At 35.9% G+C, this 12,688-nt stretch carries 16 protein-coding genes; 10 read left to right on the plus strand and 6 right to left on the minus strand.

Annotated features, from left to right (window positions below):
- Positions 1-18 precede the first annotated feature (18 nt).
- The 4 genes from B8967_RS06510 (at position 19) to B8967_RS06525 (ending at position 2,713) form a co-directional block, all read left to right on the plus strand.
- A complete protein-coding gene (locus B8967_RS06510; protein ID WP_084085294.1) occupies positions 19-219 on the plus strand; it encodes a YqaE/Pmp3 family membrane protein in 201 nt (66 codons plus the stop codon).
- 143 nt (positions 220-362) lie between these two features.
- Positions 363-785: a hypothetical protein gene (locus B8967_RS06515; protein WP_084085296.1), complete on the plus strand. Its 423-nt coding sequence runs from the start codon at positions 363-365 to the stop codon at positions 783-785.
- Positions 772-1,503 carry a class I SAM-dependent methyltransferase gene (locus tag B8967_RS06520; RefSeq protein WP_084085298.1) on the plus strand — a complete coding sequence of 244 codons (732 nt, stop codon included), beginning with the start codon at positions 772-774 and terminating at the stop codon, positions 1,501-1,503. Before B8967_RS06515 ends, B8967_RS06520 begins: the two co-directional genes overlap by 14 nt.
- A gap of 181 nt (positions 1,504-1,684) precedes the next feature.
- Complete coding sequence (locus B8967_RS06525; RefSeq protein WP_143330480.1) at positions 1,685-2,713, plus strand: serine hydrolase domain-containing protein; 1,029 nt, start codon at positions 1,685-1,687, stop codon at positions 2,711-2,713.
- Positions 2,714-2,716: 3 nt separating this feature from the next.
- Here the strand turns inward: B8967_RS06525 and B8967_RS06530 are convergent, their stop codons facing one another.
- On the minus strand, positions 2,717-4,129 hold the full coding sequence (locus B8967_RS06530) for an MFS transporter (protein ID WP_084085300.1): 1,413 nt from the start codon (positions 4,127-4,129) through the stop codon (positions 2,717-2,719).
- A 38-nt stretch (positions 4,130-4,167) separates the two neighbouring features.
- On the minus strand, positions 4,168-4,719 hold the full coding sequence (locus tag B8967_RS06535) for a TetR/AcrR family transcriptional regulator (RefSeq protein WP_084085302.1): 552 nt from the start codon (positions 4,717-4,719) through the stop codon (positions 4,168-4,170).
- 104 nt (positions 4,720-4,823) lie between these two features.
- Here B8967_RS06535 and B8967_RS06540 point away from each other — a divergent pair, with 104 nt between their 5' ends.
- Positions 4,824-5,282 carry a VOC family protein gene (locus tag B8967_RS06540; protein WP_228406058.1) on the plus strand — a complete coding sequence of 153 codons (459 nt, stop codon included), beginning with the start codon at positions 4,824-4,826 and terminating at the stop codon, positions 5,280-5,282.
- A 91-nt stretch (positions 5,283-5,373) separates the two neighbouring features.
- On the plus strand, positions 5,374-5,982 hold the full coding sequence (locus B8967_RS06545; protein ID WP_084085304.1) for a hypothetical protein: 609 nt from the start codon (positions 5,374-5,376) through the stop codon (positions 5,980-5,982).
- Positions 5,983-6,005: 23 nt separating this feature from the next.
- Here B8967_RS06545 and B8967_RS06550 read toward each other — a convergent pair whose 3' ends face one another.
- Together B8967_RS06550 and B8967_RS06555 are read right to left on the minus strand one after the other, a co-directional pair.
- On the minus strand, positions 6,006-7,025 hold the full coding sequence (locus B8967_RS06550) for an NAD-dependent epimerase/dehydratase family protein (RefSeq protein ID WP_084085306.1): 1,020 nt from the start codon (positions 7,023-7,025) through the stop codon (positions 6,006-6,008).
- 59 nt (positions 7,026-7,084) lie between these two features.
- Entirely contained in the window at positions 7,085-7,660 is a 576-nt protein-coding gene (locus B8967_RS06555; RefSeq protein WP_084085308.1) for a Crp/Fnr family transcriptional regulator, read from the minus strand.
- Positions 7,661-7,795: 135 nt separating this feature from the next.
- On the opposite strand from B8967_RS06555, the gene B8967_RS06560 reads away from it, so the two are divergent.
- Positions 7,796-10,171 (plus strand): TonB-dependent receptor domain-containing protein, encoded by a 2,376-nt coding sequence (locus B8967_RS06560; RefSeq protein WP_084085310.1) that lies wholly within the window; start codon positions 7,796-7,798, stop codon positions 10,169-10,171.
- A gap of 69 nt (positions 10,172-10,240) precedes the next feature.
- On the opposite strand, the gene B8967_RS06565 is transcribed toward B8967_RS06560, so the two are convergent.
- Both B8967_RS06565 and B8967_RS22700 read right to left on the minus strand, forming a co-directional pair.
- Positions 10,241-10,627: a hypothetical protein gene (locus B8967_RS06565; RefSeq protein ID WP_084085312.1), complete on the minus strand. Its 387-nt coding sequence runs from the start codon at positions 10,625-10,627 to the stop codon at positions 10,241-10,243.
- Entirely contained in the window at positions 10,627-10,761 is a 135-nt protein-coding gene (locus B8967_RS22700; RefSeq protein WP_262484684.1) for a hypothetical protein, read from the minus strand. The genes B8967_RS06565 and B8967_RS22700 overlap by 1 nt, the downstream gene beginning before the upstream one ends.
- 93 nt (positions 10,762-10,854) lie before the next feature.
- Between B8967_RS22700 and B8967_RS06570 the strand changes: the two genes are divergently transcribed.
- The 3 genes from B8967_RS06570 to B8967_RS06580 are packed head-to-tail and all read left to right on the plus strand — an operon-like array spanning position 10,855 to position 12,643.
- Positions 10,855-11,487 (plus strand): TetR/AcrR family transcriptional regulator, encoded by a 633-nt coding sequence (locus tag B8967_RS06570; protein WP_084085314.1) that lies wholly within the window; start codon positions 10,855-10,857, stop codon positions 11,485-11,487.
- Entirely contained in the window at positions 11,484-11,813 is a 330-nt protein-coding gene (locus B8967_RS06575) for a GNAT family N-acetyltransferase (RefSeq protein WP_084085316.1), read from the plus strand. The genes B8967_RS06570 and B8967_RS06575 overlap by 4 nt, the downstream gene beginning before the upstream one ends.
- 5 nt (positions 11,814-11,818) lie before the next feature.
- Positions 11,819-12,643, plus strand: coding sequence for a helix-turn-helix domain-containing protein (locus tag B8967_RS06580; protein WP_084085318.1), 825 nt, complete (start codon positions 11,819-11,821; stop codon positions 12,641-12,643).
- Positions 12,644-12,688 lie beyond the last annotated feature (45 nt).

A 12,688-nucleotide genomic window follows, 5' to 3' on the forward strand; every position in this document is an offset into this window, starting at 1 on the left:
TAATTAAAATTTTAAACCATGTTACTAGCCATTTTACTTCCCTTCTTATCCTTTATGGTTCGTGGAAAAATTATCACCGGAGTGATCTGCCTGATTTTACAGATCACCTTAATCGGCTGGCTTCCTGCTGCCATATGGGCGGTTTTATCTTTAAATAACGCAAGAGCAGATAAGAGAACGGAGAAACTGATTAAGGCCATGCGCAATAATCAAAAATAAATTGGCGTTTACCGTCAGAATCTCTTTATTCACGCAAGGGAATTTTTAAGACTTAATTATACCTTCTTCGTCAGAAATTACTAAATAATTGTCGTATTTTTACAATAGACTCGGTTGACCCCATTTAACCGGATTACCCTATCATGGAAATTGCGTTTAAGAATAAAAGAATTATTACCAGTATAGCACTCGGTCTTGTTTGGATCGGGATAGGAATCAGTTATTTTTTTGAATCAGAAAAAAAACTATGGAAGCCTTATGTCATTATAGCATTGGGAATAGCTTATATCATCATGGCTTCCTATGAATATTTCTATAAATATCTCATCATTAGCGATAAGCAGATTCAGGTTAATATATTCCCTAAAAAGCAGATCAATATTGATGAAATAACTTCGGCAGATTACAATCTCAATGACTACACGTTCACTACTTCCCGTAAGACCCTGAAGGTGGTAAGATCACGGATCAGCCCGGATGATCTTCCAAAGTTCGAGACGTTCTTTAATGAAGTTCGGTCAAAATTAAGAGACCAAGATCCACTTTTATCCTATGAAAGAAAATAAATATGACAACCCGGCTTTTTTTGACCAGTATGAACAAATGCTTCGGTCACAATTAGGCTTAGAAGGAGCAGGAGAATGGCATGCTCTGAAAAATATGTTACCCGATATCAAAGGAAAAAAAATCCTTGATCTGGGTTGTGGATTCGGATGGCACTGCCGCTATGCTATGGAAAACGGAGCGAAATCTGTTATTGGAATTGACCTTTCGGAGAAAATGCTTGCTAAAGCTAAAGAGATCAACAATCTGGAAGGCATCCACTATGAAAGAAAAGCACTGGAAGATGTAGAATACCCTGCTGAAAAATTTGACCTTGTTTTGAGTTCACTAACCCTTCATTATGTGGAATCATTTGATGCTCTTGCTCAAAACATTTACCACTGGCTGGTCTCAGGAGGTCATTTTGTATTTTCAGTGGAGCATCCTGTGTTTACCGCAGAAGGAGGTCAGGATTGGGTATATGATAAAAATGGGGAAAAAGTTTGCTGGCCGGTTGACCGGTATTTTATCGAAGGGAAAAGAAACACCACCTTTTTAGGTGAAAATGTCATCAAATACCACAGGACTTTAACCTCTTATCTCAATACTTTATTGAAACACGGTTTTAAAATTAAAGAAATCATTGAACCGGAGCCCAGTCACAATATGCTGAAGGAAATTCCGGAAATGAAAGATGAACTTCGCAGGCCAATGATGCTGTTAATCTCTGTAGAAAAATAATCGTCCTTTCAATACCCTTGAAAATCAACATCCTATTTTTGAATCAAGAAAATATCAATAGCTATTTTGTATAACATGGTAATAAAAATAATTTATATCTTTGTATAACACAATACAAATCGATATGATTATCACAAAACTTATAACCACTCTTATACTACTTGTGTTATCTAGCAGTCAGATGAGTGCCCAAGCCCTTGAAAAAAGCGTTGAAAAGAAAATTGACAGCCTGATCCAAACCGAATTTGGAAATGAAAATGAGCCGGGCGGTGTATTTACGATGAGTCAACATGGCAAAAGCCTCTATCGGAAAGCTTTTGGAAAAGCTAATCTGGAACTTGATGTCAATATGACTCCGGACCAAGTTTTTCAAATCGGATCTATGACCAAGCAATTTACAGCCGTTGCCATTCTGATGCTGGAACAACAGGGGAAACTTTCTGTAAACGATCCTGTTTCAAAATACATCAAAGACTATCCTTCGGGGGACAAAATAAGTATTCATCATCTTCTGACCCATACTTCGGGAATTAAGGATTTTACAAAGATGAAATCTCTTTCCGGTATTACCCAGAAAGAAATGAAACCCATAGAAATGGTAAATTTTTTCAAAAATGAACCGGCTGATTTTGCTCCGGGAGAAAAATTTGAATACAATAATTCCGGCTATGTGGTTTTAGGATATATTATAGAACTTATTTCAGAAGATACTTATGAAAACTTCATCAAGAAAAATATTTTTGATAAGACAGGAATGTCGAATTCCTACTACGCTTCCGACAGAAAACTTATTCCTAAAAGAGCTTATGGATATCATAAAAAAGAATCTGGATTTGTCAACAAAACAATGATCAGCTTTAGCATTCCCTTTTCGTCAGGCTCATTAATGTCCACTGTGGATGACATGCTGAAATGGCAGCAGGCTTTAAACCAGAATATTCTATTAAATGCTAAAGAAACCCAAAAAGCATTTCAAAAATACAAACTGAATTCGGGTGAAGAATTTACCTATGGATACGGATGGCATCTGAAGGATACTAACGGCATTCCGGACTGGGAGCACGGCGGAAGTATTTTTGGATTCAAAAGTATGGGAGTTTATATCCCGGGCAAAGATATTTATGTGATCGGTTTAAGCAACTGTGACTGCCATTCACCAACTGAAATTACCCGAAATATTGCGAAAATCGTGTTGAATCATTCGAAATAGCACTTACGGATTCTTTGCCATCTTACTTTTCGGAAGGATATGCTCAGGAAGCATAAAAATAGAAGCTGCCACAAAAACAAGACATACAATATTGATGACAATAGCCATTAAAAAAGCATAGTGGTAATCTTGCGCTGACGGCTGTTTTCCCAGAAAATAATAAAAAACACCACCCACCGCAATAATTCCGATGATCGCTGCCACCTGCTGAAAGGTATTGTAAACTCCCGATGCATTTCCTACAAGGGTTGTAGGAATCCCGGACAATGCCATATTGGCAAGAGAAGGGATAACAGAACCTACTCCTGCTCCATGCAAAAAAAACAGGAGGTAAAAAAGGTAAAAAGGTGTCTGTGAATTGAAAGTAAAAATCTGTATAATAAGAACACCAGCGATCAGCCCTATCCCTCCAATTAGTGTATTCTTTCCATATTTTAAAACCAGTTTTGCAGAAAAAAGGGAAGCCAAAATAAACCCAAGCCCCTGAAAAACAATAATCTCACCGGCATGCAGTGGACTGATTCCTAATCCATCCTGAAAAAAAAGCGATACAATATAAAAGTAGGAATCCAGCATAATAAAAAAGAAAACCACCGCCCAGATTCCCAGGTTGAAATTCTTATACCTGAACAATTCAAAATCAATCAGATAAGGGCGGTTCTTTTTTATTTTTCCTTTCTGATTTTTTATAAAATAGATCAGAATACAAGCTGAGATCAGAAGAAGGGCAGTGTTTTTGAGATTAAAGCCCTGATGTTCAGACATCGTCAAAGCATATGTTGAACAAAAAAGACCAGCAGACAAAGCTGCTACCCCCCAAATATCAAAGGCATTTTTTACCGGAGTTTTAGATTCATTCAAAAATTTTATGCTGAAAAATACAGATAAAAAACAGATAGGCACATTTATCAGAAAAATCAGTCTCCACGGTTCCTGCATAAAGGATAGCGATGAAAAATACCCTCCAAAAAACTGTCCTGCAATGGTTCCAATCCCAATTGTTATTCCATACCACCCCATTGCTTTTGTTCTTTCTTCATGAACCGGAAACAGGATCTGTATCATAGACAAAACTTGTGGGGCCATCAAAGCAGCACTCATTCCCTGAATAAAACGGGCGATAATCAATGGTCCGGCACCCGTTGAAATTCCGCAGCCTACAGAGCTCAGCATAAAAAATATCAATCCAACAATGAAAATCTTTTTCCTGCCATATACATCCCCCATCCTTCCTCCTGTAATCAGAAAAGAAGCAAATCCAATAAGATAGGAAGAGATCATCAGCTGCATTTCTCCATTGGAGGCATGAATATCCTTCTGGATAGATGGAATAGATACATTAATAATAAAAATATCCATGATGGTAAGCAATTGCCCCGAAAGTACAATCAACAATTTCAAATATTTAGAGTTCATAATTATATAGATATATCTATTTTTTGACAGTAAAAAAATTAGGACAACAGTCCCTGAACAATTTTTTTAGCGTGATCGAAAGAATCTGTTTTTTTTTGGATTGTTGAGGTTACCACAGCACCTTCAATAAGCAGAAAAATAGTTTCTGTCGCAAGATCAATCTCCGGTAATTGACTTTGTTCCACTAATGTTCTGATGAGATCTTTCTGTTTTTCTTTATGTTTCTTTACAAAGTCAGACACCACAGGATTAGTGTCCCCTATTTCTGAGATAATTTTAATAAAATGACATCCGGCAAAAGTAGAGGATTTTTGCAGCTGTTTCCTGTAATCCATTAAAGCTTCTATTTTTTCTTTAGGATCCGAGCAGCCTTCAATACTTTTTTCAACACCTTCAAACCATGCCAGTTCTTCTTTAATAAGATATGCATGTAAAAGTTCATTCTTGGATGAAAAATGATTATACAGGGACCCGATTGCAATATCGGCATCAGCAATAATTTGATTGATCCCGGTAGAATTATAACCCTGTTTGTAAAACAGATCAGAAGCTACCCTGATGATTCTATCTTTCACTTTTTCTTTTTTCATCCTGAAAATTTTTACAAAGCTAAATAAAAAATAGATAAGTCTATCTATTTTTAAATGATAAATAATATTTTTATCTTAGTCTATATAAACTGGTCAAGAAATTTATGAGAAGGGCTGCATCAATTATTATTTTTTCTTTCTGGATGGTCCTATCTTGTAATCAGGCTCCCAACCCCAATCCTATGAGTACTTCCAACCCTGTTGTTTATTTTGAAATTCCTGTCAGTAATCTGGACCGTGCAGAAAAATTTTATACTGCCGTTTTTAATTTTAGTTTTGAAAAAGAGCTGATCGACCATTATGAAATGGCGCTGTTTCCATTTGAAGAAAAAAACAGTGGAATTACAGGAGCACTGGCTAAAGGAGATGTATACAAACCTTCTAAAGACGGCGTCATTATTTATTTCAAAACCGAAAATATAGATGAAACCTTACAAAAAGTTATTCAAAATGGAGGAAAGCTGCTCTATTCAAAGAAAATAGATCCAAAACACGGCTTTGCGGTTGCTGAATTTGAAGATTCCGAAGGAAACAGAATTGCATTACATGAGACGATCCATTAATACAATTTAGCACATATTATTTTTTCATTGAAATATCTGCATATTTTGTATCTTTAATTACCATATTCATAAAAATATTGGGTGAAAATTTATGACAGAAGAACTTCATTTTATCAAAACAAACCCTAATATTGCTAAAATTAATTTATACAATAAGCTCTGTCGGGAAGAAGAGAACATTTTAAATTTTCTCCAAACTAACAACACGGCCCAGCTTGAAACCATTAAGGAGAAAGTAAAAGAGTCCGTAGATGAGCTTACCAAGGAAGAATTGATGAATATCTTTTTATGGTTCAGCCATATGTACCCTTCAGATCCTGAAGAAACCAAAACACAGCTTTTCATCCATGGTATTGATCTCTTTTACGAAATACCATCCAATGATAAGGTACAAAGTTTCCAGCAGATTCTTTCAGATTATGAAAAGTACTCGCAGCAGCCCATGGGTTATATTGTCAATTCTCAGAATTTTAACCAGTTCCTGATTTACGGAATATTTATCACAGCATTACTCCATAGAGACCAGGAAAATATTCTTTGTGATTATTTAAAAGCTGACCATCAGGATTTATATGTTCTGGCTGAAAACCAGTTGTATTTAAAAGAATCTGATATCCAAAACAGTACTAATCTTCAACTTTATTTCAATGATCTGTATGATATGACAAAATTTTATAAAGGCTCTATTATCCAGCTTTAAAGTGACGGTCATAAAAGAGGCTTTCAGGCCTCTCTTAAGATTTCAGGATTTTTTATCAGGTAGCTTAAGGCCTCTGCCACAGCCTGCTCAGGTTTTTTCGGATTAAATCCTAATTCATTTCTTGCTTTGGAAACATCAAAATCCTGCTGCAATCCTGAAAACATGGCAATATCTTTTCTGGTCAGTACCGGAGCTTTTCCACTTAGTCTGGCTGTAAATTCCATGATGGCAGCAATACCCAACAAAACTCCTTTTGGAACTGAGCTTGGTATTTTAAGTTTCAGTTCAGGATAAAGTCTGTTTGCTAAAATGGTGGTGTCTGTAATGCTCATGCATTTCTCATTGGCAAGAATATAACGTTCTCCGGATTTTCCTTTTTGGGCAGCAAGATAACACCCTTCTGCAACGTCTTTTACATCTACCCAGTTTAGGGTAATTTTAGTATCTACAGGGATTTTTTTATTCAGAATAAGTTTCAGAACTCCATAAGAAACGTTCAAGGGTGAAAACGCTTCACTCCCTATCATAGCAGCAGGCATTACAGAAACAAGCTCTATTCCGAGTTTGGCAGCCAGCTCAAAAGCAAGTTTTTCACCGTCATTTTTGGAATTATAATACATATCCCTTCTGTCCGGATTGTAACCATTACTTTCTTTGGTGGGAAGTTTTGTATAATTCAGTGCAGCAATAGAACTTACATAGATTATTTTTTTCACGCCGGCTTCTGCAGCAGCTTCAATAGTATTACGTGTTCCGTTGATATTAACATCATAGATTTCTTTCTGGGGATCCTGAGCCCATAATGTAAAAGAAGCACCTACAGCATAAAATGTTTCTACTCCCTGTAATGCTTTTACAAAAGAGGCTTTATCGGTGATATCCGCATGAACTACTTCACAATCCAGCCCTTCAAAAGGCTTTTTATTCCTTATATTCCTTACCGTTGCCCGTACGGGAATTTCCTGCTGCAATAAATATCGCACTAAATTATTTCCCAAATGTCCGTTTGCTCCTGAAACCAGGCTTAAAGTATTCTTTGTCATTGCATTCATTTTAATGCTGCAAAGTTCACTTTCCTGTTTGCGGAACCACTTGACTTTTGTTAGTTAATTATTTTTCTCCTGATTCTGCTGAGACTTTCCGGTTTCATCCCTAAAAATGAAGCGATGTATTGAATGGGAACATGCTGAATGATATCAGGAAATTCTTTCAATAATTTAAGGTAGCGTTGCTCAGCACTCAAAGCAGATAATTCTCTGGAGCGGTTTTCATTGTAAGCAATAGACTGTTGAAAAACCGAAATACTGAAATCTTTCATCATCCGGCTATGGGCAACCAGATGATCAAGATTCGCTTTGGAAATCCGCAAAAGCTCACAATCTGTAATGCATTCCACAAAATCATCAGATCTTGTTTTGTTGATAAAATGAGTATAAGACGAAAAAAAACCGGGCGGACAGTTGATATGGGTAGTGACCTGGTTTCCATTCTGATCCATATAAAACAACCTGAGGTATCCTGAAACAATATAATAAAGATAGTTGGGTACTTTACCTGCTTCTTCTATCACCGTGTTTCTGGAGAATTTTACCGGTTCAAAACAGGTTTTTACCGTTTCAATTTCTTCGGGGGTAATCTCCTGTCCTGAGCGTATATATTGCAAAAGTTTATCATGCATTGAGGATGAATATTGATGAATCTGTCACAAAAATAGCCAAAAGAAAACTTCGGACCCTCTTCCGGCTAAAAAAAGATTTTTCACAGACCAATGTAATATCTTTCTCCTAAAAATTGTCTTGTATAAAAACTAAGTATGAATCGGAAGATAATTATTCTTTTAAGTCTTGTATCAAGTTCACTCATTTTTGCACAAAGCATTGAAGGAACTATTACGGACCAGGAAAATAAACCGGCGGCGGAAACTGAGGTACTGATCACAAAAGATAATCTTAAATTTTCTGCGATCACAGATGAAAAGGGAATGTTTAAAATTCCTTTAAAAGAAAATGGAAATTATGTATTTGAAATTATAAAAGACGGGATAAAAACAAACAGTGAAAAAATAGCAGTAAAAGGGGCTGTCAAAAAAGATGTTCAGTTTGGTGAAGCTCCTCCTACAGTACAGAAAGTAGAAGGGGTAACCATTACAGCCAAAAAGAAATTATTTGAAAGAAAAGTAGATCGTCTGGTATTTAATGTTGAGAACTCTGTGGCTTCCCAAGGTATTGATGCTATTGAAGCACTATCCAAAACCCCCATGGTAAAAACCAGTGACGATGCGATAAGTATTGCAGGTAAAAGCAATGTTGCCGTTATGATCAACGACAGACTTCTGAATTTAAACGGACAGGAACTTATTAACTATCTAAAAACACTGCGCTCTGATGATATCCTAAAAATAGAAGTCATTACCACTCCACCTGCAAAATATGATGCAGAAGGAAAAAGCGGACTGATTAATATTATTCTCAAGAAAAATGCAAATCTCGGATGGAATGGCTCTATCCAAACCTCCGGAAACTATTTTTGGGGAAAACCTACAGTTTCTACAAGAAGCGGTGCTACATTCAATTATCAGGGAGAGAAACTCTCACTAAGCACCAATCTTTCCGCAGGGGATAATTACTGGCAATATGATACCTACAATTATCTGAAAGGTATCACCAATACTAATTACTGGAACAGAGACAGTGACAATCTCAATAATTACAAATACAAAAGCGGAAATATAAAAGCGGAATACAAAATCAATGATAAGAACCTGGCAGGGATCAATTATAACTACTCGCACAGTAATCCTTTGGAAAAGGGAGAAAGTACTTCGGCCAGATTCAATGAGGAAGGTCTGCTGAATATTCTTTCCAATTTTAGAAACAGGAACAGCAGGGATGTTCACAATGCCACAGCATTCTATGAAGCCAAATTAGACAGTGCAGGAGGAAAGCTGAATTTGACAGCGAATATGATGATCAATAATTCCAATGCCAGAAATTTCTCTAATACTATTACTTCGGAAACTATTGCTACCCTGGCAAACCCTATCAGTAAATACAGAATTTATTCCGGGCAGGCCGATATGGAAAAAACTTTTGCCAAGATAAAGACCGAATCGGGACTGAAATATACCCGCATTAAAAATGACTCAGAGTTTAATTTTTTCAATATTGAAAATGATCAGTATGTGCTAAACCCAGGTCGTACCAATACTTTCTTTTACAATGAAGAAAACTATGCCGCTTATGTATCGACCAATTTTAAAATCAATGATAAATGGGATGCTAAGGCCGGGCTCCGTTATGAGTACACTACGCTGGAAGGAGTTTCAATGAATGATAATACTTCAGCAAAGATAAAATATGGTAAATTCTTCCCTACAGCTTATATAAGCTATAAGCCCAATGAAAATCATGCTTTTTCACTCAACTATTCGCGGAGGATTTCGCGTCCTTACTTCGGAAATCTGAACCCATTCAAATTTTATACTTCAGAATATGAATACAGCACCGGTAACCCGTATCTGCTGCCTTCATTTTCAGACAATTTTGAATTCGGATATGTACTGAATAATAACCTGAATATTACTTTATACTACAATTATAATAAAGATAACTGGGACAGAATCCAAATGGTTGATGATCAAACAAGATATTCTATCGTGAAGAATTTCTATAATGAAGACCAGGCAGGAATCAATGTCAGCTACAATTACAATAAACTGAAATGGCTGGAATCTACTCTTTTTGTGAATGGGTATTATACGAAATCAAAATCCTATGATCCTGCCATTCTTCCGGCACCGGCTGGTTACAGTGCTAATATTAATCTGGACAATAATTTCTTTCTTAATAAAGAGAAGACAGTCACCTTAATGCTCGGGCTTTGGGGCAGTCTTCCGAACAGAAATGGAAATACCTATTACTATACCAATGCCTCTTTGTATACAGGATTAAAATTAAGCCTGATGGATAAAAAACTTCTCGTTAATTTATATTTAAATGATATTCTGAATACCAACCGTGAAAAAGGTATAGAATATTACCCCACTTATACTATAGATTATCAGTACAAGGGTATTACCCGAAATGTTCACCTTTCTCTTACCTATAAATTCGGGAACAATAGTGTGAAAGGAGCTACCAAGCAGGTAAAATTTGAAGAGTCCAACAGAGCAGGTGGTAATGGTAATTAAAACCGTATCTCCTCAATAATCTAAAAACGGATAAAAACTATAACTCGGGTCAACAGAATCCTGCTTTTGTCAGGATCTGTTGGCCTTTTTATCATAAAATTGTACCAAGCTGAATGTTTTAAATCTAAAAAAATAATAAACCATTCCACCGGCAAAATACGCCAGTACATCCAAAATATCTCCTGTAAACCGATGTGATACTCCCGGACAAAGCACTTCAAATAAAAAAGATAAATACAGTACTGAGGTCAGAACAAATTTTAAGTTAGGTTTCCAATGATAGCCTAATAAGCTGTTCATTATATATTCTATCAGGTAACAATACATAGGGACGGTAATACAATCCGTAAAATGATCATTGATCACTGGAATATACAATCCTTTTTTTCTTAATACAATGATGAATATCCAGGCTATCAATCCCACAAAAAACCAATAAGAAATTCTTTTTCTCATCACATATGCAACAATGCCATTATTACACCGATGAGTACCTGCAGAACTTTTGCCAGAATATCCTGAATATTACTTTCGTTTTTCTTGTCTTTTTTTCCGGCTTCTTCATAATCAAATATTTTTTTCCCTTCCATATTGATTATATTTTTTTATCACAAATATACTTCAAAATTAGAACAATTGTTCTAATTTTGAAAATAGTATCAATAAAATATTATATTTGTTAAATGATGAAAACCAAAGAAAAAATTTTACTGAAGGCCCTCGAACTCTTTAATGAGAAAGGTTATACTACAATCACTACCAGACATATCGCTGCGGAGCTCAATATCAGTCCGGGAAACTTGCATTATCACTTCAAACATTCAGAAGATATCATTAAAATACTCTTCCAGGAACTCGTGCTGAAAATGGACGAACTGCTGAATACAATGAAAGAAATGGAAAATAATGCGCTGGAAAACCTTTATCAGTTTACTTTTTCAACGTGTAAAATATTTTATTCTTTCCGGTTTATATTCGTTAATTTTGTAGATATCTTAAAAGAAATTCCAGAAATAAGATCACAGTATGAAGAAATCCATACCAGTAGAAAAGAAGAATTTCAGATGATCTTTTCCGGATTACAAAAGAATAATATTTTTAAAAAAGATGTACCTGAATTTATGATGGACAGCCTTATCCAGCAGATTTTCATTATTGCCGATAACTGGCTTACCCACAACAGGTTAATTTTAAAACTGGATCAGGAGGCAGCGATATCGCATTATACCTTGCTGCAGATGAATCTTTTCTATCCTTTTCTGAATAAAGAACAGCAGAAATTATATAAAAAACAGTATATCACCCCTACACCATGATCATCAGGAAAGGAAACACAGCTGATCTTGCGGATATGAAGCTTCTTTTTGCGGAAACTATTACAGATGTCTGCAAGGAAGACTACAATATTGATTTGCTCTTTGTACATAAGGATTATCAGCATCAGGGAATTGCAAAGGCATTGTATACTCAGATAGAACAGGAAGCCCTACAACAGGAGGCATCCATACTAAATGCCGATGTCAGCAAAACAGCAAAACCTTTTTTTGAAAAAATGGGGTTTAAGGTGAATGCTGAACAGACTGTACACCTCAAAGGAGTTGACCTCATTAACTACAAGATGAGTAAAAATCTGATTACATAAAAAAGATGATACCTGCACAACTGCCCGAATATCATGAATTTAGAATTCCTGTTCCCCAGGAGTTTGAAAATGTATTCACTCATTTCTATTTTGCTGAAAATACTTCTGCTGAGACTATCGTCAAAACTTTACTTCCTACTTACCAAACCCTGTTATTATTCTGCTTTGGGGAGCAGGCAGCCATGTCTACCCGTGAAAAAACGATTATCAGTGTTGATAAGTGTATCGTTTTCGGTCCTGTAAGACAAGCTTTTGATTATATGCTTCCGGCAGGTTCTTCTATACTTGTAGCTAATTTTAAAGATGATGCATTCTTTAGGTTTTTTGGAAAACTTTCTTTTGTCCATACAACAGCTAAACACCCTGATCAACTTCTGGATGAAAATTGCTTTACTAATTTATGGTATGAGCTTTCCCACCTCCAGTCTGCTACGGAACAGGTGAATCGTATTTTAGAATTCTGTATTCCATATTTACAGGATCAGGATACTATAAGCAAACTTTTAAGTGGTATTGAAAATGATCATTTGAATCCGATAAAAATCGTTTCTGAACAGACGAACCAGACCGAAAGAAATATTCAGCGCAAACAGAAGGAACAATTTGGATATTCTATTAAGGAGATTAACCGTTACAACCGCTTTTTAAAAGCCATAAAAATCATAGAAAAAGAGACCGCAAAGCAGGAAAAAGTTCAGTGGTTTCACATCATCGATGAATGCGGTTATTATGATCAAAGCCAGCTTATTCATGATTTCAAACATTTTTTAAATATTTCTCCTGCCCAATACCTGAAGTTCCAACAGGATATCTGCAATCCTAAATCCTGATCTTCAGATTTCGTTTTCTTACAATTTTTAACATTCCCACTGCTT

Source organism: Chryseobacterium sp. YR221 (assembly GCF_900176315.1).
Taxonomy (GTDB): domain Bacteria; phylum Bacteroidota; class Bacteroidia; order Flavobacteriales; family Weeksellaceae; genus Chryseobacterium; species Chryseobacterium rhizosphaerae.

Bases quoted from the DNA above. Each gene is read 5' to 3' on its own strand.
- B8967_RS06510 (WP_084085294.1), top strand. From the start codon at position 19: ATGTTACTAGCCATTTTACTTCCCTTCTTATCCTTTATGGTTCGTGGA.
- B8967_RS06515 (WP_084085296.1), top strand. From the start codon at position 363: ATGGAAATTGCGTTTAAGAATAAAAGAATTATTACCAGTATAGCACTC.
- B8967_RS06520 (WP_084085298.1), top strand. From the start codon at position 772: ATGAAAGAAAATAAATATGACAACCCGGCTTTTTTTGACCAGTATGAA.
- B8967_RS06525 (WP_143330480.1), top strand. From the start codon at position 1,685: ATGAGTGCCCAAGCCCTTGAAAAAAGCGTTGAAAAGAAAATTGACAGC.
- B8967_RS06530 (WP_084085300.1), bottom strand. From the start codon at position 4,129: ATGAACTCTAAATATTTGAAATTGTTGATTGTACTTTCGGGGCAATTG.
- B8967_RS06535 (WP_084085302.1), bottom strand. From the start codon at position 4,719: ATGAAAAAAGAAAAAGTGAAAGATAGAATCATCAGGGTAGCTTCTGAT.
- B8967_RS06540 (WP_228406058.1), top strand. From the start codon at position 4,824: ATGAGAAGGGCTGCATCAATTATTATTTTTTCTTTCTGGATGGTCCTA.
- B8967_RS06545 (WP_084085304.1), top strand. From the start codon at position 5,374: ATGACAGAAGAACTTCATTTTATCAAAACAAACCCTAATATTGCTAAA.
- B8967_RS06550 (WP_084085306.1), bottom strand. From the start codon at position 7,025: ATGACAAAGAATACTTTAAGCCTGGTTTCAGGAGCAAACGGACATTTG.
- B8967_RS06555 (WP_084085308.1), bottom strand. From the start codon at position 7,660: ATGCATGATAAACTTTTGCAATATATACGCTCAGGACAGGAGATTACC.
- B8967_RS06560 (WP_084085310.1), top strand. From the start codon at position 7,796: ATGAATCGGAAGATAATTATTCTTTTAAGTCTTGTATCAAGTTCACTC.
- B8967_RS06565 (WP_084085312.1), bottom strand. From the start codon at position 10,627: ATGAGAAAAAGAATTTCTTATTGGTTTTTTGTGGGATTGATAGCCTGG.
- B8967_RS22700 (WP_262484684.1), bottom strand. From the start codon at position 10,761: ATGGAAGGGAAAAAAATATTTGATTATGAAGAAGCCGGAAAAAAAGAC.
- B8967_RS06570 (WP_084085314.1), top strand. From the start codon at position 10,855: ATGATGAAAACCAAAGAAAAAATTTTACTGAAGGCCCTCGAACTCTTT.
- B8967_RS06575 (WP_084085316.1), top strand. From the start codon at position 11,484: ATGATCATCAGGAAAGGAAACACAGCTGATCTTGCGGATATGAAGCTT.
- B8967_RS06580 (WP_084085318.1), top strand. From the start codon at position 11,819: ATGATACCTGCACAACTGCCCGAATATCATGAATTTAGAATTCCTGTT.